17 protein-coding genes are annotated in these 20,299 nt (G+C 57.9%); 11 read left to right on the forward strand and 6 right to left on the reverse strand.

The window, feature by feature from the left end; genetic code table 11:
- Window positions 1-975: 975 nt before the first annotated feature.
- Together VGI36_06930 and VGI36_06935 are read right to left on the reverse strand one after the other, a co-directional pair.
- Window positions 976-2,745 carry a phosphoenolpyruvate carboxykinase (GTP) gene (locus VGI36_06930; protein ID HEY2484864.1) on the reverse strand — a complete coding sequence of 590 codons (1,770 nt, stop codon included), beginning with the start codon at window positions 2,743-2,745 and terminating at the stop codon, window positions 976-978.
- On the reverse strand, window positions 2,742-3,053 hold the full coding sequence (locus VGI36_06935) for a PTS sugar transporter subunit IIA (protein HEY2484865.1): 312 nt from the start codon (window positions 3,051-3,053) through the stop codon (window positions 2,742-2,744). Before VGI36_06935 ends, VGI36_06930 begins: the two co-directional genes overlap by 4 nt.
- Before the next feature lie 1,358 nt (window positions 3,054-4,411).
- Here VGI36_06935 and VGI36_06940 point away from each other — a divergent pair.
- The 8 genes from VGI36_06940 (at window position 4,412) to VGI36_06975 (ending at window position 11,688) form a co-directional block, all read left to right on the forward strand.
- Window positions 4,412-5,173: a PTS sugar transporter subunit IIA gene (locus VGI36_06940; GenBank protein ID HEY2484866.1), complete on the forward strand. Its 762-nt coding sequence runs from the start codon at window positions 4,412-4,414 to the stop codon at window positions 5,171-5,173.
- 233 nt (window positions 5,174-5,406) lie between these two features.
- Window positions 5,407-5,844: a CBS domain-containing protein gene (locus tag VGI36_06945; protein ID HEY2484867.1), complete on the forward strand. Its 438-nt coding sequence runs from the start codon at window positions 5,407-5,409 to the stop codon at window positions 5,842-5,844.
- A 163-nt stretch (window positions 5,845-6,007) separates the two neighbouring features.
- Window positions 6,008-6,514: a hypothetical protein gene (locus VGI36_06950; GenBank protein ID HEY2484868.1), complete on the forward strand. Its 507-nt coding sequence runs from the start codon at window positions 6,008-6,010 to the stop codon at window positions 6,512-6,514.
- A gap of 1,349 nt (window positions 6,515-7,863) precedes the next feature.
- Complete coding sequence (locus tag VGI36_06955; GenBank protein ID HEY2484869.1) at window positions 7,864-8,190, forward strand: VirB3 family type IV secretion system protein; 327 nt, start codon at window positions 7,864-7,866, stop codon at window positions 8,188-8,190.
- Window positions 8,191-8,193: 3 nt separating this feature from the next.
- Complete coding sequence (locus tag VGI36_06960; protein HEY2484870.1) at window positions 8,194-8,646, forward strand: hypothetical protein; 453 nt, start codon at window positions 8,194-8,196, stop codon at window positions 8,644-8,646.
- 92 nt (window positions 8,647-8,738) lie between these two features.
- Window positions 8,739-9,149: a hypothetical protein gene (locus VGI36_06965; protein ID HEY2484871.1), complete on the forward strand. Its 411-nt coding sequence runs from the start codon at window positions 8,739-8,741 to the stop codon at window positions 9,147-9,149.
- Complete coding sequence (locus VGI36_06970; protein ID HEY2484872.1) at window positions 9,116-10,729, forward strand: hypothetical protein; 1,614 nt, start codon at window positions 9,116-9,118, stop codon at window positions 10,727-10,729. The genes VGI36_06965 and VGI36_06970 overlap by 34 nt, the downstream gene beginning before the upstream one ends.
- A gap of 14 nt (window positions 10,730-10,743) precedes the next feature.
- Window positions 10,744-11,688, forward strand: a complete 945-nt coding sequence (locus VGI36_06975; protein HEY2484873.1) for a hypothetical protein — start codon at window positions 10,744-10,746, stop codon at window positions 11,686-11,688.
- On the opposite strand, the gene VGI36_06980 is transcribed toward VGI36_06975, so the two are convergent.
- From VGI36_06980 to VGI36_06995, 4 genes are all read right to left on the reverse strand, one after another.
- The gene (locus VGI36_06980; GenBank protein HEY2484874.1) at window positions 11,676-12,863 is read right to left on the reverse strand and encodes an amidohydrolase family protein; all 1,188 of its coding nucleotides are present in this window, start codon (window positions 12,861-12,863) and stop codon (window positions 11,676-11,678) included. The two genes, VGI36_06975 and VGI36_06980, sit on opposite strands and share 13 nt — an antisense overlap.
- Before the next feature lie 199 nt (window positions 12,864-13,062).
- Window positions 13,063-13,824, reverse strand: coding sequence for an SDR family oxidoreductase (locus VGI36_06985; protein ID HEY2484875.1), 762 nt, complete (start codon window positions 13,822-13,824; stop codon window positions 13,063-13,065).
- Between the two features lie 57 nt (window positions 13,825-13,881).
- On the reverse strand, window positions 13,882-15,054 hold the full coding sequence (locus VGI36_06990; GenBank protein HEY2484876.1) for an amidohydrolase family protein: 1,173 nt from the start codon (window positions 15,052-15,054) through the stop codon (window positions 13,882-13,884).
- A gap of 64 nt (window positions 15,055-15,118) precedes the next feature.
- Window positions 15,119-16,570: an alpha/beta hydrolase domain-containing protein gene (locus VGI36_06995; protein ID HEY2484877.1), complete on the reverse strand. Its 1,452-nt coding sequence runs from the start codon at window positions 16,568-16,570 to the stop codon at window positions 15,119-15,121.
- A 238-nt stretch (window positions 16,571-16,808) separates the two neighbouring features.
- Between VGI36_06995 and VGI36_07000 the strand changes: the two genes are divergently transcribed.
- From VGI36_07000 to VGI36_07010, 3 genes are all read left to right on the forward strand, one after another.
- A complete protein-coding gene (locus tag VGI36_07000; protein ID HEY2484878.1) occupies window positions 16,809-17,300 on the forward strand; it encodes a winged helix DNA-binding protein in 492 nt (163 codons plus the stop codon).
- A 102-nt stretch (window positions 17,301-17,402) separates the two neighbouring features.
- The gene (locus VGI36_07005) at window positions 17,403-19,028 is read left to right on the forward strand and encodes an NAD(P)/FAD-dependent oxidoreductase (protein ID HEY2484879.1); all 1,626 of its coding nucleotides are present in this window, start codon (window positions 17,403-17,405) and stop codon (window positions 19,026-19,028) included.
- Between the two features lie 253 nt (window positions 19,029-19,281).
- Window positions 19,282-19,914: an alpha/beta hydrolase gene (locus VGI36_07010; GenBank protein HEY2484880.1), complete on the forward strand. Its 633-nt coding sequence runs from the start codon at window positions 19,282-19,284 to the stop codon at window positions 19,912-19,914.
- Window positions 19,915-20,299: the final 385 nt, after the last annotated feature.

Consider the following 20,299-nt stretch of genomic DNA (forward strand, 5'->3'; position numbering starts at 1 on the left):
GGCAGTTCTGCATCGCCGACACTTCGGCCGCGTGCGGTTGTGCTCCATCGATCGGATGCTCTGGGTCTGGCTCTACCGGGTGTGGCCACGTTGCCTCGAAGCAATGGTGCTGGTGAAGCCGGCTACCGTCGTCCACTGGCACCGGCAAGGCTTTCGACTCTACTGGCGTTGGCGCTCACGGTCTGGACGAAGACCAATGGCTCGCGAAAGTCGCAAATTGATCCGCCAGATGTGCCTTGCCAACCCGCTCTGGGGTGCACCCCGCATCCACGGTGAGTTGCTGAAGCTCGTGGCCACACCCGGTAGAGCCAGACCCAGAGCATCCGATCGATGGAGCACAACCGCATGCGGCCGAAGTGTCGGCGATGCAGAACTGCCACTTGGTGACGGAGCGCAATGAGCTCGAGTTCCAGTTCCGCGCGGCTGCGAAACCGCCAAGCGAGCCAGGAGAACAATGTCGTGATGAATGCGAGCATGCCGGCGACATTACGGGCCGCCGAGCGGAATCGCTAGAACTTTTCACTACTTTTGATTTTCAGTAGGCACAACCATTCGCGCTGCCGCTTTGGCCGGAGATTCGCGAGTCTGCTTCGACCGGACGTAAGCCATCCACTGGGGCAAGCATCTCTGGGCTTCGGAGCCGAGAAGTCGGCACGAACCGCGGACGATCGGTGCCGTTGAGACTGATGTCGCGGCGCTCAAGACGCCTCATCGGCGCGGTGACGAGGCCGACCGTAACGGGTGGATCAGTGCGATGTCGGCTGCGCGAGAGAAAGATTCAAACCTGACCCTGACAAGCGGCGGGCCCTTTGTGTCGATCTCTTCGACCGTTCCGGGCCACCAACGGTCCCTACCAAAATAGACAATCCACACCCAAACGGGTGCTGCAAGTTTCAACTCGCTAACTTCGGATGGTTCCATGGATTCTCCGAAACATGGGTAACAGTTGCCACTCTGGCCAAGGTGAGCTTCAGTTCAGAGCTCGAGCGCCGCGGCGAGTGTCTCACGCTGAACTTCCAGTTCGCGAGGCAGATCCGCATCGATGCGGTCGAAGAATTCTTCCTGTGAACGAAGCTCGGTGGTCCACTCCTCGGGTTTGATGGCGAGTGCTTCATCCAACCGGTCCGTAGTAATATCCAGCCCTCCAAGGTCCAGGTCCGACTTGTGTGGGACGAGGCCGACAGGCGTTTGCACCGCGCCGACGTGGCCATGAACGCGGTCTCTGACCCACTTCAGGATTCTCATGTTCTCGCCGTAGCCTGGCCACAGAAATGCTCCGTCACGATCTTTTCGAAACCAATTGACCATGAAGATCTTCGGCGCATGGGCAAGTTTGCTGTGCATGCCGAACCAGTGACTGATGTAATCGGCGACGTTGTAGCCACAGAAAGGAAGCATTGCCATCGGATCGCGGCGCACCACGCCGACCTTGCCGCTGGCGGCAGCGGTAGTCTCCGAGCCCATCGTCGCGCCAAGGTACACGCCATGGGTCCAGTCAAACGATTCAAGTATCAGCGGAATCGTAGTGGCCCGACGGCCGCCGAAGATGATCGCCGAAATCGGTACCCCGTCGGGCGAATCCGCATACGGGGTATAGGCCGGGTTGTTCGTCATGGGGCAGGTAAACCGACTGTTGGGATGGGCTGCGTGCTGGCGGACCTCCCTAGTCCACGCTTTTCCTTGCCAGTCGACGGTACCCGGGGGAGGTTCGGTTTCCATGCCTTCCCACCACACGTCAAGATCGGGAGTTAGCGCGACGTTGGTGAATATCGTGTCGCTCCGGATCATTTCCGTCGCATTGGGATTCGAACGGTCGCTGGTTCCAGGAGCGACCCCGAAATAACCGGCCTCGGGGTTGATCGCCCACAGCCGTCCATCTCGCCCGACCCGCATCCAAGCGATGTCGTCCCCAACCGTGAATATACGCCAACCCTTGAAAGCGCTTGGCGGCGTGAGCATCGCGAGGTTGGTCTTGCCGCAGGCACTCGGGAAAGCCGCTGCGATGTACGAGAGCTCTCCCTGTGGACTTTCCAACCCTAGAATCAGCATGTGCTCGGCCAGCCATCCTTCCTTACGACCGAGATAACTGGCAATCCGGAGGCCAAAACACTTCTTACTCAGCAGGGCATTGCCGCCATAGTTGCTCCCGACTGAACAAACCATGTTGTCCTGCGGAAAGTGACATATCAGGCGTCGGCTCGGATCACAGTCGAGAGTGCAATGCATGCCACGCTGAAAATTTTTGGCCGTGAGCAACAGTTCGGACGCAACTCTTCCTATCCGGGTCATGATTCGAAGGCTCAGAACAACATAGAGACTATCGGTTAACTGCACTCCGAGTTTCGCCAAGGGAGACCCCACCGGACCGAGCAGGTAGGGGACGCAGTACATCGTCCGGCCTTTGTACGCACCCGCAAGCCAGCTTTTGAGCTTTCGCCAGGTCTCGGCTGGATCCATCCAATTGTTCGTGGGTCCAGCTTCTTCACGGGTGGGCGTGCAAACGTAGGTCAGTTCCTCGGTGCGCGAGACATCGCTTGGGTGGGATCGATGAAGATAACAACCGGGGCGCCTGCGTTGGTTGAGTGGCTGCAGCACGCCAGTAGCGACCGCTTGCGCCATCAGTCGACGTTTCTCTTCTTCGGAACCGTCGCACCAGATGATTTCTTTGGCCTGGGTTAACGAGGCCATCTGATGCACCCAAGCGCCCACAGGCGTAAAGCTGCTCCGATCCATTCGCCTCTTCATAATGCGATCGACCCCTTAGCGAGGACAGGAAACAAGTTTCTCTCGACTCCGCGCAGAACTTCGAAGATGGCGGCGGCATCGGGCGCGCCGAGCAGCGCTTGCGTTGCTTCGGCTCGCGAGAACATCTGGGAGAGCTTCGCGAGCCAGGGCAGGTGCAACTCGTGGAACTTCAGACCAAGCACAAAAAAGAGATGCGTAAGCTTGCCGTCGAGAGCATCGAAGTCGACTCCGGCTGCGGACCTTCCCCAACACCATGAAAGGTCGCACCACATGCTCGGGATGACGATACATCGTATGCAGGAACGCAACCGCATTGCCGACTGCACTCGGCATGATGTTCTCGCGTTCGATAAGCGCACGGACAAACCAGATCTCGTCAGTGATCAGGCTAAGACGACCAGCCAAGGCGGCGAGCTCTTCAACCACACCAAGCTTGGTTGTGGCGACGAGTTTGAGGCCGCCATCGGTGAGCAGCGTCGCTGCTCGCACGAAGCAGTCAGACAAATCGTCAGTGCTCCCGGTTGGCTGACAATAATCCGAGTCATGCTACACCTTTGGGTTGGGGGCAAAATCTCCGCCAGTCCTCATGTATTTCAGAATTAAAAAGAGCAGCCCTAGAACGATCGATCGGAAGTCTGTCTACCTAAGCTGTCGAGCCATTTTTGGCGTGGGAAGCAGCATGGGCAACAGCGACCGCGGCATCACCATCTGGCGAGGCGATTCCCCGGTTATGTTGACTGCAGGTTCGCAGCGTGGACAGTCTCCACTCCCTCGGCAGCAGTTCGCTAAGCTTCGCTTCGGCGCAGTCCAGACATTCAGCGAGCGTGCGCCACGCGAGGTATAGATTGGCGGGCTCGATCTCCCGCGCCACGCAGTATCGGTGCCACAGCTGATGTCCTCCACGATGTTGGTACGCTTCCTCTTCGGCAGGGTCGTCCCCGGTAAAGCCAAGTAGATCGGACAGAAACTGACCGACGCGGTATCGCAAGTATTTGGCTTGCCCTACGTACAAGGCACCTGCCTCCCCGTCAGGTAAATGTTGCCAGCGGCGCTGCGAGAGCAAGTACAGGCCAGGTGAATCCGGAGGTCTCGACTTCTGGTCTTGGACCAGGTGGCAAAGGTAGTCCAGGATCCTGAAGGGCCCTATCCACAATCCAAGTGCCACCCCGTTTTTAGGATCAGCCGCGATGACCATAGCCTTCTGTTGCGCTGCTTTACGAAATCCAAAGGTGCGCGCCCTGTTGTCTGACGTACTCGCGCATCGATTCTGAAAGGCCCTGCGCTCCGATGAGCCAGCTTTGGTCAAATCGGGTCCGATGCAAAAGCGCTCCGTCGAAACACGCCTCCCGAAGGTCACATCCAATAAAGCTGGCGCCCCGCAGATCAGCCCCGGAGAAATCGGCCGCCACGAGGGAGACGCTCCGGAACTCCGCCCCACACAAGTTCGCCTTAGAAAAATCGACCCGGTTCAGTTCGGCGTTACACCAGACAAGGCCGAACAGGCGCTCCTTTTCGCTCGCGGTGAAGATTCGATGAATCTCATCCTTCGAGCACGAGCAGCGCATAGCTCCTTGAGTGCTTCTGGCAATCTCGGTGGAGTGTTTCTTCTTAAGCATCTTCAGGTCATTGGTTGTAGTTTTGCGTAGTTTTGCGTAATATTCCGAAGATGTCAAACAGATTGCGTCGAATTGCGGAACCGCCGGCGGACTGGCTCGACAAGTTGATGACGGTCCGCCAGGTTGCCGCTTATCTTAACGTCAACGAGCGAACCATTCTGAAGCTCGTCGGTGAAGGTGCTTTGCCGGGCGTCAGAATCGGGAATTTGTGGCGCTTCCGAAAAGCAATGCTGGACGCGTGGCTTGATGACCAGGCCTTAGGAGTTATTCCTCGAACTCCGGAGGTCTCGGTCAGTTCACCGGTTGCTCGCAGACTGTTGACTCTAGCCAGCTGCTTTCAACCTCGCCACGTGATCCTGGATCTGCAAGCTGACTCGAAAACCGGGGTAATCGAAGAGCTGGCAGCTCTAGCCGCTCGGCTCGGTCTGATTCGTGACAAGACCTGGTTCGTAGGTGCATTGATCGAACGCGAGAATGTGATGCCCAGCGCTACCGGGAATGGGGTCGCCTTTCTGCATACTCTTCATCGCCATCCGGAGCAGATCCTTAAGCCCTTTATGGTGCTAGGACGATCGCTCCGAGGCGTCGACTTCGATGCTTTGGACGGTGCCCCGACTCATCTCTTTTTCGTATTGGGCCTCAAGTTTCATGAGCTCTACCTCCCGTGGTTGGCGAAGTTGCCGCAGATGTGTGCACAGCCTGAAACGCTCCAGATCTTGATGACAGCCACGACTGCCAACCAAGTCTTCAACGCTCTTTCCAGTGCCGAGCAAACCCTTGGAGAGGTACAAGGTCCCGAATTCCGGAAATAACCCGAAACGCCACACCCAATGGAGCCTGATCAGGAGAGCTAGTGGCGCTGAGAGCGAAAACGCTTAGGCTCTAGGAGGGTGTTACTTTCGAGAATCGATGAAGTTATGAAGAGAGGCACACCGTTAAGCAGGTCCCCAGCATCTCGCTCTACTGAAGCCAGAGCCCTATCCGTATAGGCCCGGGAGTGACTGGGTACTAGACAGCGGAGATTTGCGAGTGGGGAGGTCGAAACATGGAAGCAAAGGTTTCGGATGTCCTGAGGCACAAAGGTGATCGTGTCGTCACCCTTATGCCGCAACAAACCGTCGCGGCGGCCGTCCAACTGCTCACCAAAAATCGGATCGGGGCTGCACCGGTCGTCGACGAGGGGGGTCGAGTCGTTGGGATAGTCTCCGAGCGCGACATTATCCGCGGCATGTCGGAAGATGCCGGAGCCTTGTTAGCACTTCCGGTCGATCAATTGATGACCCGTGAAGTCAAGACCTGCGTCCCAGAGGATCGGCTAGTCGATTTGATGCGGGTGATGACGCTACAACGCATCCGCCACTTGCCGGTAGTCCATAGCGGAGCACTTTGCGGAATCGTTAGCATCGGCGACGTTGTCAAGCAGCGTCTCGAAGAGGTCCAGTCCGAGGTAGAGGATCTCCACAGATACATTCGCTCGCCATAACGTATCAATTCGCTGAGATTAGTCGCCGCAAACTGAGAAGAACCTCAAGGTATGCCGTTCGATCAGGACGAGCAAAGGGTCTTCCAGGTTTTCAGTTGGTAGTCTCGCACTGACCTCGCTCGGGATCGGGCGACGAGCGGGAGCTTCGTCAGGAACGCGAACAATGTGGGAGACGAGGCCTGCTTTCGGCAGCAAGGAATACAAGGCGATGGATCATCTCACGTGGCGGTTCGCGGCGATTCTCGGCGCGTTAATAGCAACCAGCGCTTCGATGGGGGCCTCCCTGTACGAAGAGTCCGTGCTGGATCGGGTCTGGCCGCGCAAACCCAACATCGTCAGGCCGATAGAAGGCGGTGCCAACCGAACACTCTTCTGGGTTCCTGCCGATCTGATCGCGATCACCAGCCTTCTCGTTGCGACTTGGGCCGCTTGGCCTGCTACCGATACTCGCGTTGCCGTGCTTGTGGGAGTTGGCCTCTATGCGATTAACATCGGAGTCAGCGTCGGCTATTTCGTGCCGGAGTTGTTGAAGGTCGAGAGAATCGGGGCTCGGCCCGACGATCCTTCATCGCGAACGTGGGTACGTCGAAACCGATGGCGCGGCGCGATCTTCGTTTGCACCACCGCCGCTCTGAGTCTCGCCGTCGCGTCGCTGGCCAGCGTCAGCTGATGATACCAAGCTCTCGTCGTTCGCGCTCAGATGCAACTTTAACGGACGCAATACCCGCCGTACCGAAGCATTGATTGCGCGCTCGCCAATATAACCGCAAGCTCGTAATGCATCCGCTAGCGCTCGGCACCGCAGACAAGTTTCTCGCCCACATCACCAACTATCAACTCCATCTCACGCAATTGATCTCGGTCGGTCCAGGCGAACCTGCGCAGGCGATTCACCGCGATCAGTGTCGTTTGATTTATTCAGCTCCCGAAGGGTTTCGAACGCCAGTGCAACACAATCTAGGCGACGACTGATTTCACCGAAGAAAACAGAGCGACTCGGATAATTCCGGGGAGCAGACGTTACCCAGAGTCTGGCTTTGCGCTTATCTTTGAGCCCGGACGCCCGGCCCGCTGATTTTTGACCAAAGACCGCTTCTACGATTAGGCAATTTCGACTTCATATCGGGACTGCAGCTCGACGAATTGCAGAGCGAATATGGCTTGCATTCCGAACCCGCCAGAGGCGCATTGTCGACAACATCTTGAATGTGAGTAGAGGAATGGCCGATTTCGCGCGTACCGTTCGCTATCAATCGATTCGTTGAGTCCTTATGGCACAATGGCTTTCTATAGCTCGGATAAAGTTATCGGTAGGTATCGAGTAAGACCGATTTGGACATCGGGTCTCGCAAAAGTCCGCGCAGTGATCGCGATCGACCTAACATATTACGTAACACAATAAACCGAGATTTCTGTTTTCCAAGTGGAGTAGCCACTTGATAAGATGTGCGAACAATCCTGACAGATATGGGTTTGGACGCTATCGGAGTTAAACAAATCAGCGAACGCTCGGGCCATCCAATAAGTGACATCATTGAGTACCTTGTGTCCTTGTGTCGTTAGCTCCGAACTTGGGTGAGAACAGCCTCGATGCCCAACCGTGATCACAGCCTCCAGGTAAATTGCGACAACTGCAAGGCGCGTTTCGTCGCGTGGTACGGAACCGAGGAAGAGGCGGATGGTTTCCAAGCCTGGGTCACACCCCCCGTCGCCAAATCGCAGCGCCCGTTTGTCTCTTTCACGACGCCGGCATGCGGATGGTGCGCATCGCGCCCGGCGGTGCGCTTTCGTCGCTCACGGAGCACTCGGCCTCCTGGCCTCAGAAAAACACCGAAAATTGATAATCAAACTCCGCTCGTTCATCACCTGATCAACACCTGACCGCCGCTTGCGTATCCCTCGCGAGCATGATAGGGAAATTCTGCGGAAACGCGGTGTTGCGGTATATCCAAGAGATGCGATAAGAAAGCTCTTAAGAATACGAGGCTGTGGACTTAGAGCGATCCAAGGGTGGTCAAGATGGATATTGGACAGGCGCAGATACATCGTTCATTGACCAGGCCAGTCTTGCTGGGCGGGGCGGAGCGGGCGCCGGCGATCGTCAAAGCGACCACCATGCTCGGCATCGGACTGGGACCGGGCTTCCACTGGCCGAACATTTTGCTCGGGGCTTTTCTGGGCACGGCGGTGCATATGCTGCTGCGTTGGATGGCCAAGCGCGATCCGCAATTCTTCGCGGTCTACCTGCGCCACCTGAGCTACCAGCCGGACTACCGACATTTTGCCGACCCGGACGCGCCGCCGGCGCGCGTCTATCGTTCGGTGGAACCATACAAGAGGTACTGAGCCATGGCGTTATGGGCGCACGGTGGGACGAGAGCGGCGAGGCGGCTGGGGCGGCAGGGGTTTGTGGCGCTCTCGCCCTACCGGCGCTTTTTGCGGCGCGGACTGGCGGGGCCGGTGATCCTGACCAAGTCGGGAGCCTTCCTCTGCGTCCTGCGGCTGCATCCCTCCGATCTGGAATCGCAGAGCTCGGAGCGGCGTGCGCGGGTGTGCGAAGCCTTGGCGCAAATATTTTCGACGCTGGGCGACGGCTGGGGCACCTGGATCAACGTGATCTCACGCGCGCGCCGGCAATACCTGGAGCGGGGTGCGCTGTGGCACTCGACGATGGTGACGGTGGATGAGGCGCAGCGGCGGCGGTTGAGGACGAGAGCGCGAACTACGAGCGCGAGTGCTTCATCGCACTGGTCCATCAGCCGCCGGCACCGCACGAGCAGCGGCTGTTCGATCTCGCGATAGGGGCGGGCGCCAAGCACAGTCTGAATCTCGAGCAGCAGCTGCTGGAGTTCGAGCGGCAGGTCAGCGAAATAGCCGGCACGCTCTCCGGCTGGGTGGGACTGACGTCGCTTAGCGATGAGGGCGAGGCGCTGGCGTTTATCGAGGAGTGCATCGATGGCATTCACCAGCAGCGTCTGTCGCCGCCGCCCGGTCGGTTGCTCGATACGCTCCTTGGTCACGAATTCATCTTCGGCTACCGGCCGACGATCGATGGCCGCGCGATCCGGGTGATCGCGCTGAGTGAGTTTCCGCCCGAGTCGCATCCTCTGATGCTGTCGGCGCTCGGTAGCCTGCCGCTCCCGTATCGCTTTTACGTGCGACTCGAACATTACGATCCGACCACCGCCAACGCGAAGCTGGCGGGTTATACGCAAGCTGGGGCAACCGGCTCTACGGTCCGCTCGACGCGGTCCATCGGATTCTGGGCGGGATGCCGCGCGAGAATCCGCACGCCGCGGCGATGATGGAAGACGTGCTCGCAGCGCAGGCCGAGAACGAGCATGGCGATTATCGGCCCGTGGGCTACACGGCGGGGTTCGTGCTGATCGGCGAGGATGCGGTGCGGGTGGAGGCCGGCGAGCGGCTGATTATGCGCGAGGCCCGTAATCGCGGCTACGGCGCGCGCGACGAGACGCTCAACTGCGCCGACGGCTACTTTGGGTCATGGGCGGCAAATGGCTACTTCAATCCGCGCCGCGCCATCATCAATACGCTAAACGCTGCGCACACGCTCTGCCTTGATATTCCGTGGGGTGGTCAGGAGCGCAACCCGTCGCCGTATTATCCGGCGAACAGCCCGGCGATGCTCATAGGCCTGACGCGCGGCAACGCCCCGTTCGGCTACTGCGACCACGTGGACGATCGCGGGCACGTGCTGATGCCGGGACCGACCGGCAGCGGCAAGACGACTGCGATCGGCTACACCACCTTTTTGCATCATCGTATTGCCGGCGCGCAGTCGTTCAACTTCGATTGCGGCTACGGCATGTACGTGCCGACGCTGGCGGTGGGCGGGTTGCATTACGACCTCGGCGCGGACGCCACCTGTTTTCAGCCGTTGCGCCATATCGATCGGTCGAAGGAGCGCGTCTTCGCGCACGGCTGGCTGAGCGAGGACTTGTTGCCCTTTGGCGGGATCAATCCAGCGCCGGAGCGCGACGAGGCGTTGTGGCGGGCGCTCGAGGTGATGGCGGAGCTGCCGCCTACGCTTCGCACCTTGACCAATCTCAAATACACGGTGCAGGACCAGACCATCCGTGAAGGGCTGACCTTCTTTACCCACGAGGGTCCGGCGGGTCGCTATCTCGACGGCGATCATGACGGCCTGGGCGAGAGCCGGTTTATCACCTTCGAGATCGAACGGCTGATGGGGCAGGGCGAGCGCGTGCTGGTGCCGGTGCTGAGCTATTTGTTCCATCGCATCGATCAGCGACTGGACGGGCGGCCAACGCGGATTACCGCCGATGAATTGTGGATCATGCTGGCGCGGGCGCGCTTCGCGGCGAAGTTCGAGGACTGGTTGCGCACCTGCCGCAAGAAGAATGCGGCGGTAGTGTTGGCAACGCAGAGCCTCGCCGATATCGCGAGCTCGCCGTTGTGCGCCGTCATTCTCGAATCCTGTCCGACCAGGCTCTACCTGCCCAACGCCGAGGCGCGCAGCCCGCAGAACGCCGCGCTGTATCGCAGCTTCGGGCTGACCGATGCGCAGATCGAAGTGATCGCGGCGGCGACGCCCAAGCGCGACTACTTCTACGTGTCGCCGCGCGGGTGGCGATTATTCAGCCTGGCGCTGACGCCGGCGGCGCTGGCCTTCGTCGGCGCGGGCTCCCCCGAGGAGATCATCGCTGCGCGACAGATGCATCAGCGGCACGGCGACCGCTGGGCGGCAGAATGGCTGCGGCACAAAGGCCTGCCCGAGTGGGCGGAGTACTGGGAGCGGATCGCGGCGGAGATGGCTTCGGGCGCCGAGGATACACATCTGCCCGAGGCGACGCTCCCCACGGATCAAAGGTTCAGGGAGGAAGTGGTATGGGACGGAGATTAATTGGAGCGGTTCTGATGATGGCCGCGATTGCGTTCGCGTGTCCGCTTGCGGCAAAAGCGCAGTTTGGCGGTGCGCAGATTGTTTTCGATCCGCAGATGTTCGCCCGGCAGTTGCAGCAGCTGGAACAGCAGGCTGCAACCGTCACCGACCTCGCCCAGGAGCTGCGATTCATGGCGCTCAACACGGTGCCATATCTGGGCGGGGTCTGGCAGCCCAATTCCACTTTGCTGAGCAACCTCGGCAACATGATCGCGACCGAGCAGGGGCTGTCCTACGCGCTAACGAACCTGCCGACGCAATTTGCCCAGATCTTTCCCGGCTATACCGCGCCGGCCGGAGTGCCCACCACGACCGCGCAGCAGGCGGGGCAAGGTTTGAACAACACTCTAGCGACGCTCAGCGGCACCCTGGTTTCGTTGCAAGGCCAGGCGCAGAACTTCGCGGCGGAAAACACCGCGCTGCAGGTGCTGAGTGTAGCGAACACGACCGCGACCGGGCGGTTACAGGCAATTCAGATAGGTAATCAGATCGCGTTGTTGCAGGTACAGCAGGCGCAGATGCTGCGCCAGACCATGCTCGCGCTGACCAACGCGCTCGCCGTGACCCAGGCCAATCGGGCGAGCGAGCAGGCCCAAGGCTTAGCGGCTATTCAGCAATTTTACGGTCCGACGGTGCAAGCACCTAAGCCGGAGCCGGCAGAAACCTTTTTGTTTGTCAGGAAGCTTGCCATGAAAAAGATAGCCATTTCACTCGCCTTGCTAATTAGTATCGTCGCCTGCCGCAAACCGAGCGGCGTTGACGACGAGGCAATCAATGCCCTTCGGTCTCAAGATCTTAGTCATAGCCAGTTTGGTCCAGATTTTTGGCTTGAACAGCAGAAGCACAATACACCTCTGTGGCAACGAGCCAACGCCTGGTGCGGCCAGCTAGTCAGCGCACTCCCTTGTCACGCTAAGTGATAGATGTCCTTGGTGTTCTGACCGAGAACCTTTTTGCGAGTCTCGGGCTTCAGCCGGTCGGCGTACTTCTTGAGGCTGGGGACCCAGGTCGCGGGATGGTCGGCATGCGGGTAGTCCGTAGCCCACATAAAACAGTTGTTTCCCACGTAATCGATCATACAGGTGGCGGAAAACTCTTCCGGGTCACCAGAGATGAAGCACTGATTGCGAAAATATTCGCTGGGCTTGTGCTGGAGCCTGCCAAGCATTCCGGGTCGATCGCCGACCTTTCCAAATTCGACCTCGTGAACGCTGTCCAACCGATCGAGAAATGCACCGACCCAGCTGGCTCCTACCTCGAGCAGACCGAATTTCAGTTTCGGATATCGGTCGAAGGTATTGCTCGTGTACATACTGAGCAGCGCCTCCTCGAGGGCGTGCCGCGCTCCAATGAGGCCCCCAGCCGCGAGTTGCGCCAGATCCTGGGGGGTCATGTCTTTGCGCAGGAATCGCGGGGAACTAACACCTTCAGGATCGATCGACACGTGCACTGCTAACGGAACGTCCAATTCCTGCGCCTTCGCGAACACCGGATCGTGAACCCGATGTCCATGTGGCACGCGAGTGTGGGTGTACTGAGCAACGAATGCTCCCTTGCAACCATCGCGGACGGCTCGTTCGAGCTCCGCCGCCGCACCCTGCGGATCGGTCAGCGTGAGATGCGCAATCGGAACCAGGACCCCACCGCTATCGCGGCAGAAATCCGCGATCCATCGGTTGTACGCACGCATGTACGCCAGACTGAGTTCGGGATCGGTTACCGCTCTCTCCCAGATCAGCCCCCAGGTTGGATAGAGGAGAACGTGTTCCAGGTTCTCGCGTCGCGCGAGGTCCAAGCGCTGCTGCGGATCGGTCGCGCCATAGGGAAGCGTGTCCATGTAGAGACGGTTGGGGTCAAGTTCGGCGACCTTCTCGCCCATCATGGGGAAGGCGAGGCCCTTCATCCCAAGAATGTCCGGAATCGGACGCCGATCGACTTCGAGATATTCCCAGCCGTCCCTGTCGCGCTTTACGCGAATCGCACGATCTTTGTAGCGTTCTTCTAGGTAATCCTCCCAAAGATTTGCGGGTTCATACACGTGCCCGTCGGCGTCAACCGTTCCCTCATATGGGAACCGAACGATCTCGTAAGCCATCTTCCTAGCCTCCGTTTGCCAATTTCGCCAGAGCGCCACCAAGCGCCTTGTCCATGCAGTGGAACGCAACGAATGCAGCGACCACCTAATGATGCTTTTCTCACAGAAACTCGTCCCAGGATTGGGGATTCAAACACAATATCCGTATGCGCCGTTGTCGAGGGATTGGTCGCGTGTATAACTGACTATGCCGCCCGATTTATCGCGCGACCCACGCACCATCGATAACCAATGGATGACCAGTAACGAACGATGATCCATCGGACAGCAGCCAGAGTACGCCCTCCGCAATCTCCTCCGGCTTGCCCATTCGTCCTACCGGTTCACCGGAGATAAGCTCCTGTTCAGTGAACGATCGATTGTCGAGGAGGCGCTCGACCATTGGTGTTCTAATAACGCCAGGGCATACGCAATTGACCCGAATATTCTTAGTGGCAAATTCAAGCGCAGCGGTACGTGTGAGTTGCACCACACCAGCCTTGGATGCGTTGTAGGCAGGCTGTCCTTCGAAGCCCACCAACCCTGCAATCGATGCGGTGTTGACGATACTACCGCCACCCTGTTTGAGCATCTCCCGGATCTCGTATTTCATGCACAGCCAGACACCCTTCAGATTGATCGCTATAACTCGATCGAAGAGCTCTTCGGAGCACTCCGCGGTGTTGGCCATTTTGCTCTCGATGCCAGCGTTGTTGAATGCGCAATCGATGCGGCCATAACGCTTAACAGTCTCGTTCACCATCGCTTCGGCTTGTATGGCAATTGAAACATCGGCCGCAACGAAGCTTGCCTCGCCGCCGGCTTCTTTGATCATCCCGACTGTGCGCTCGCCACCTTCGGGCATATAGTCGGCGATCATGACCTTCGCGCCTGCGGCAACCAACTTCAGTGCGGTGGCGCGACCGATTCCCGAGCCGCCGCCGGTTACTAAAGCGATTTTTCCGTCCAATAATCCAGGCATGATCTGCACCTCCGGCTAACTTTTTAGCGCTCCGAGGCCACCGCGATATCCCAGTTGTTAAAGGTGGTAAAGCTCCATAGCGGTTTCGCCCAAGATCTTACGAGCGTTCTCCAACGTCGTCGCTCGATAGACACACTCGCGGGAACTCCAACTATAACCAAAGGTTCCCTCGTTGTGAGGATAATCCTGGGCCCACATGACACGATCGGCGCCGATATAATCGAGCAGCTTGAGGCCGAGAAGGTCATTCTGAAATGTCGCGTAACAATTGTTATGCCAGTAATAACTCGGCCTACGTTTCGGCAGAGAATTGAGACCTTCCAGTAAGGGACCCTGATGGTCGTAAAGCTGCTCCGCTTCCTGGAGCGCTACCGGTATCCACGCAATTCCAAACTCGACAAACACCACTCGAAGATCCGGGTGTCGATCGAAGACGCCGCCGAAGATGAGTTCGCCAAGAGGCTTACGAGCCGCGCAAAAGGATTGAAGAGCACTAGCCCCAAAACCTCCTCGTCCCAGCACCCCTATGTTCTCGCCGATATGAAAGCTGACCGGGAGGCCGGCCCGCGCAATTTCGTCCCATAGCGTATCCATCTCCGGCGCGGCGTACGAAAGGGGGGAACCATCGGCATTCTTGCCAACATTTGAGGTGGGAAGCATGAAGGTCTTGAGACCGAGATCGCGGATTTGTTTAACCGCCTGCCAAGCCCTTGTTGGATCCCACCAATTGCTGCAAACGCCTACGCCATAGTATCGACCCGGATGGATGGCGCTGATTCGAGCCATATATTCATTGTAGATCCAATATATTTGTTCCTGCACCTCGTGATCGGGCAGGCGTATGAAGGCGAGAAGACTTTGCGGATATAATATCTCCTTGTGGACACCCTCTATCGCGAGATCACGATTGCGGACGTCGATATCCCAGGCACCGGAGCCAAGAGCGTTCGGAATGAACTTACGCATCGCCATGTCGATTACTTGAGACTGTGAATCGACTGGCGGCTTGGGGTCACCCTGGCGCCAGAAGTCATCGAACCAAACCCGGGGAGCCTTCTTCTTCAAATGGGCAGGGAAGTTCTCATAGAAAATGTCTTCAGAAACTTCCCAGTGTCCATCGGTTGACACAATTGTCAGATCAGTCGGAAGGCGCGTCTCGTTCTTCTGCTGCGCGCTGCGCGTCGTTACTACATCGCGGTCAAAAAGCGGATTTTCTAATGTTGTTGTCATCTTTTTGTATCTCCAACAGCGTATTGCTGGCCGATGGCTTCTTACTCAATTTCCCAATCAAAGCCTAAACTCCATGTGTGGGATACATAGCTGCTGCTACCAATTCGATCTCGGCTCTATCAGCGGGAAGAATAAAGCCCGACTCGATCGCTGAGTCCAACGCCCGGCGGAACTTTGCGAGATATTCGTCCCGCCCACCGGGATACAATCGACCGAGTGTCGTATGATCGAACGGCTCCGTTACGCCCGTAAGCCCCGCCGCGACACTGCCTGAATTCCCAATCCCCGACATCCGCGCAATGGGGACATCCACCCACGGCGTACGAATACCACCTTTGGCGTTACCGTTTGCATCGAGAACCAACTGCGGCAACGGCCGATCCTTATCGCCGCCTATCGTCTCGAGACGCGGACCTTTTGGCGGTGCTTTGTCGGTGGCGGTCCATCGGTCGAGGTGCAGTAGTGCAGACTCCATTACGTAGTGCTGTTGCGGGTCGTAATCCATCGCTTTGGCCAACTTCATTCCGAAAAAATCATCGGTTGGCGCATACGCAGCAGCCAATTCCGGAATTGACGCCGAGCTTGAATCGATAAAACCGACGGTGGCGAGGTAGTTGTTGGCATGCGAGGCGCCGGCGATTTCCCAGATTCGCAGGAGATCGTTGTCATCTTGCCGGGCATGGAAAAATCCCCTCACGTTGGCGCCGATCACATCGGTCTCGGCAAGGACCGTCATGGTTGGCACGCGGAGATCACTACAAAGCCGGGCGGATTGTGGCATCGTGGTTGGCGAGTTCAGGATCGAGGCCCCATCGAGCGGGGCGCCCGGCGCGAATCGTGCGTGGATGAAAAAGCCGTCGTAGACCCTGGCGAGTCGGTCTATTGCATTGACGTAAGTGGTGAGAAATATCGCTGACTGAGAGTCACCAATTGCGAGCAGGCGTTTCGCCGTCAAAGGCCCTAAGACCTTTCCCGTTGCGGAGCCTTTGATGATCATGCCCGCCTGGGAAAAAATATCGTATGCAAACGCATCCCCCGGATGGCTCAAGGCATGGTATCGCGCAGGGTCGGCTTGCTTAAGCGGTAGGTTGTCGGGTTCGAGGCTCAGACCGCCCTCGAGCCCAACCCTTTGTGCCGAGACGCCGACATAGGCGAAGCCACTTCGCATGATTTCGCGATGCAGGCAAATCCAATCCGGCGCGAAGTCGATACCCCGACTGACATTCAACCATTCGACGACGACGGTGCCATTGAATTTGCTGGCGTCAGCGGGTCGGACGACGACGATGCGGGTCCTGTACGGAGCAGTCTCCGCAGGCGCCACCTGCCAGTTACCGTCTTCGGATAACGGCCCGACCGGTTGATAAGAAACGGCATCTCCCGAGACGAAATATTCCTCGGTAAGATAACCCTGTGCCCTAAGGTCGAACTCGGCGAGCATGAGAACCGGCGTACCCAAAATGGGCCCGGTTATCTCAATATCCGCCCTAGCCGAGCGCGGGGTTTTCGCCGCCATAAGCTTCTCTCCAGGCTGAGTCAGCTTGCAGGCTTTCGCCACATTCTCCATGATTCCTCGCCGCGGAGGTCATAATGGTGGTGGCGCACTAGCCTGCCTTCTACTTCCCGAATCTTGATCGAAATCAATAATTAAGCAAGATTAGAGGTTCACTTTGGTCAAACGAATGCGAGAAAGTACTGCCCGAAGAAAAAAGACCTCGGCTCCGAAGAGCGGCCGCCAAATCGAGGCGGCAAAAATGCTCGAATTCTTCTATCCGGCCCATTACGAGATCGGCACCGCCTTGGAGGACGTGCTTCGGTCTGACCTGCTTTCGCGTCAGCAGGCCGCCAGCCTCTGGTTGATCCGATCCCAGGGAATTGGCGGCTGTCAGATGCGCCGCAAGGATATCGAAGCGAATATTCGGCGCTGGTTCGAAGTAACCAGCGCGGCAGTTTCAAGAGCGCTTCGCGAGATGATGCGTCCACCGATCGAGTTCATCGAAATCACCGAAGACCCCAACTCGGGACGTGAAAAGCTGGTTAGCCTGACTCCCAAGGGCAAGGCCTACTTGGATTCAGTCGCGGAGCGAGCCACAACGGTGCTCGCTGACTTGATCGAGGACATTTCGCCGCAACTGGTAGCTTCCGCCATCAGTTACCTGGGTCAGCTCACCAGCGCATTTCGGCGCTCAAAGACTCGCAGCCGAATTCGATTGGTTCGGCCGAACCAGGGATCAGTCAAAGGATAGGAATTGCTTCGATGCGTCCAATCCAGGACTCCGTGGCCGTCCTTTGCTGCGGTCCAAGCGCGATTCAATTAGGACTTTCCGACACTCCGCGAGGAAATTGTCATGGCAAATTCAATGGAACAGGCATCGAACGCTCCGGCAGCGAGCGTCGAGCGCTTTGACGCGATCGTAATCGGGGCGGGAGTGTCGGGGCTTTACCAACTCTACAAACTGCGGGAGCTCGGTCTCAAGGTGCGATGCCTTGAGGACGGCGGCGGCGTCGGCGGCACCTGGTATTGGAATCGCTATCCCGGATGTCGTTTCGATTCGGAAAGCGAAACCTACGGCTATTCGTTTTCGAAAGAACTCCTACAGGAGTGGAACTGGAAGGAGCACTATTCCGGTCAACCCGAGAACGAGCGTTATCTGAACTATGCTGCGGACAAGTTTGATCTGCGCCGCGATATCCAATTCAACGCTCACGTTATCTCGGCGGTCTTCGACGAAAAGACCAATCAATGGGAGGTCGGCCTCGAAAACGGACAGCGGATGCGTGCGCAGTTTGTGGTAGCCGCGGTGGGGATTCTGTCAGCGCGCAATATTCCAAAGTTTGAGGGAATCGAGAGTTTCAAGGGCCTATCGTACCATACATCGAGGTGGCCCAAGGAGAGAGTTGATTTCACCGGCAAGCGCGTCGCGGTCATTGGCACGGGCGCTACGGCCGTGCAGCTTATACCGATTATCGCCAAGGAGGTGGGGCATCTGACGGTATTCCAGCGCACCCCGAACTATTGCGCGCCGCTCAGGAATTCACTCGTCGACGAGGAAACTCAACAACGCTTCAAGGCGACCTACCCAGAGATTCACAAGAGGATCCGCGAAACTAGCGGCGGCTTCCTTCACGACGTCGATCGGCGCAAGACAATCGATGTCCCGCGCGAGGAACGGCTCGCGTTCTACGAACAACTGTGGAAGGAACCCGGGTTCAAGAAATGGCTCGGCAACTTCGTAGACATCATGACCGATCGGGTTGCCAACGAGGACTTCGCCGAATTCGTACGCAACAAGATCCGCGCGCGCGTTAAGGATCCCGTAGTCGCCGAAAAACTGGTGCCCAAGGATCATCCGTTCGGATCCAAGCGCATTCCTTTAGAGACCGAATACTACGAGGCTTACAATCGCAATAACGTGTTGCTGGTCGACATAAAAGAAACTCCCCTTGAGCGCATCACGCCCAGAGGCATCAAGACCAGCGACAAGGAATATGAATTCGATGTCATCATCTACGCGACCGGCTTCGATGCGATAACAGGATCGCTGACTCGTATCGATATTCGCGGCGAGGGCGGTCAGAGCTTGAAAGACAAGTGGGCAGGCGGTATGCGCACCTACCTGCAGCTCCAGGTAGCGGGGTTCCCGAATTTCTTCATCGGCAGCAGTACCGCCTTCTGCAATTACACAGTATGCGCCGAGGCGATCGTCGAATGGATCGCGGAGTGCATTCGCTATGTGCGCGACAAGAACTATTCGCGCATCGTACCTACGCAGCAGGCCGAAGATGCGTGGGTCGAGCACAGCGAGAAGGTTGGCAGTCGCACGCTGCTTGGCAGCGCCAACGGATGGTTCGTGGGCGGAAATATCGAAGGAAAGGCGCGTCACTTTCTCCTCTATGCAAATCCGGCCCCCGCTTTTCGCGCGAAGATCAACGACGCAGCTGCCAAGGGATACGAGGGTTTTGTTCTGCAGTAGTCGGATTTGCCTCTGACCTCGAGAGGTCGTTGGCCTATTGGGCTACGTCAGGTCGGCGTCCAAGAGAAGAGAGGACTGCGGCACTCGCGGCGAGTTGATGCTATTAGCGCGACCACGTTAAAGCTCGCGTGTATCAAATTGCCGGTTCGGACGATTTCCGCCAAGCAGCCATCGCAGGAGTACACGGACCTTGGCCTCGAGAGTTACCGAAGATCCCCGCATCGATCCACGCAGCAAGAAAGTATTCGGACCCATGCCGGTAATCGCGGGGGGCGACGTTGCCAGCCGCGAAGAGATGTTGGCGGAGGAAGATACCGAAGCTGGCAAGGCGCGGTCGGCGGCACTTGAAGCAATGTTCGGTGCATTTGACGATGAGACAGTTGCGCCGTCGGCCGGCTTGCGCATCACCACTGAACATGTCGTGTCGGACCCCGATCGCAACGTCATCAATATCCAGTTCATTCGCCCGGATAACAAGAAACGTGTGCCATGTGTCTATTATATTCATGGTGGCGGCATGCGGATGATGTCGTGTTATGCGGGCAACTATAAGGCTTGGGGCAGGATAATCGCCGCCGACGGCGTGGCTGTGGCTATGGTCGATTTCCGCAATTCGCTGACACCGTCGTCGGTTCCTGAAGTCGCGCCTTTTCCGGCGGGTCTTAATGATTGCGTGTCGGGCCTGAAGTGGGTCCACGCTAACAGCGACGCGCTGAATATTGATCCCAAGCGGATTATTGTTGCCGGCGAGAGCGGTGGCGGAAATCTCACCCTGGCGACCGGGTTGAAGTTGAAGCGCGACGGGCAGCTGGGTTTAATCAAGGGACTCTACGCGCTGTGCCCCTGCCGGCGACTGGCCGCAGGCACAGTATCCCTCCTCGACTGAGAATAACGGGATTTTCATCGACGTTGCGGGTAACATGGGCGCGATGGCCTACGGGATTGAGGCCTTCAACGCTCGTGACCCGCTGGCTTGGCCCGGATTCGCGACGACTGAAGATGTAGCAGGGCCTCCGCCTACGGTGATCAGCGTCAACGAGTGCGATCCCCTTCGCGATGAAGGAATCAGCTTCTATCGCTTGCTTCTCCGCAGTGGGGTTAGTGCTTCGTGCCGACAAGTTATGGGAACGATCCACGCCACCGAGATCTTTCCTACCTGCTGTCCTGATATCAGCTACGCGACAGCAAGTGACATCGCGAACTTTTGCAAGCGTTGAGCAGCATCCAGCTGCTGATCTGGGGGCCCAGTCGGATAACACTCGAGCGTCTAA

Source organism: Candidatus Binataceae bacterium (assembly GCA_036495685.1).
Lineage (GTDB): Bacteria > Desulfobacterota > Binatia > Binatales > Binataceae > JAFAHS01.

What these genes read in the sequence shown, in the direction of transcription:
- VGI36_07005 (HEY2484879.1), top strand. Translation starts at nt 17,403, where the DNA reads ATGGCAAATTCAATGGAACAGGCATCGAACGCTCCGGCAGCGAGCGTC.
- VGI36_06995 (HEY2484877.1), bottom strand. Translation starts at nt 16,570, where the DNA reads ATGGCGGCGAAAACCCCGCGCTCGGCTAGGGCGGATATTGAGATAACC.
- VGI36_07000 (HEY2484878.1), top strand. Translation starts at nt 16,809, where the DNA reads ATGCTCGAATTCTTCTATCCGGCCCATTACGAGATCGGCACCGCCTTG.
- VGI36_06970 (HEY2484872.1), top strand. Translation starts at nt 9,116, where the DNA reads ATGCCGCGCGAGAATCCGCACGCCGCGGCGATGATGGAAGACGTGCTC.
- VGI36_06945 (HEY2484867.1), top strand. Translation starts at nt 5,407, where the DNA reads ATGGAAGCAAAGGTTTCGGATGTCCTGAGGCACAAAGGTGATCGTGTC.
- VGI36_06960 (HEY2484870.1), top strand. Translation starts at nt 8,194, where the DNA reads ATGGCGTTATGGGCGCACGGTGGGACGAGAGCGGCGAGGCGGCTGGGG.
- VGI36_07010 (HEY2484880.1), top strand. Translation starts at nt 19,282, where the DNA reads ATGCCGGTAATCGCGGGGGGCGACGTTGCCAGCCGCGAAGAGATGTTG.
- VGI36_06990 (HEY2484876.1), bottom strand. Translation starts at nt 15,054, where the DNA reads ATGACAACAACATTAGAAAATCCGCTTTTTGACCGCGATGTAGTAACG.
- VGI36_06950 (HEY2484868.1), top strand. Translation starts at nt 6,008, where the DNA reads ATGTGGGAGACGAGGCCTGCTTTCGGCAGCAAGGAATACAAGGCGATG.
- VGI36_06940 (HEY2484866.1), top strand. Translation starts at nt 4,412, where the DNA reads ATGTCAAACAGATTGCGTCGAATTGCGGAACCGCCGGCGGACTGGCTC.
- VGI36_06980 (HEY2484874.1), bottom strand. Translation starts at nt 12,863, where the DNA reads ATGGCTTACGAGATCGTTCGGTTCCCATATGAGGGAACGGTTGACGCC.
- VGI36_06985 (HEY2484875.1), bottom strand. Translation starts at nt 13,824, where the DNA reads ATGCCTGGATTATTGGACGGAAAAATCGCTTTAGTAACCGGCGGCGGC.
- VGI36_06955 (HEY2484869.1), top strand. Translation starts at nt 7,864, where the DNA reads ATGGATATTGGACAGGCGCAGATACATCGTTCATTGACCAGGCCAGTC.
- VGI36_06930 (HEY2484864.1), bottom strand. Translation starts at nt 2,745, where the DNA reads ATGAAGAGGCGAATGGATCGGAGCAGCTTTACGCCTGTGGGCGCTTGG.
- VGI36_06975 (HEY2484873.1), top strand. Translation starts at nt 10,744, where the DNA reads ATGATGGCCGCGATTGCGTTCGCGTGTCCGCTTGCGGCAAAAGCGCAG.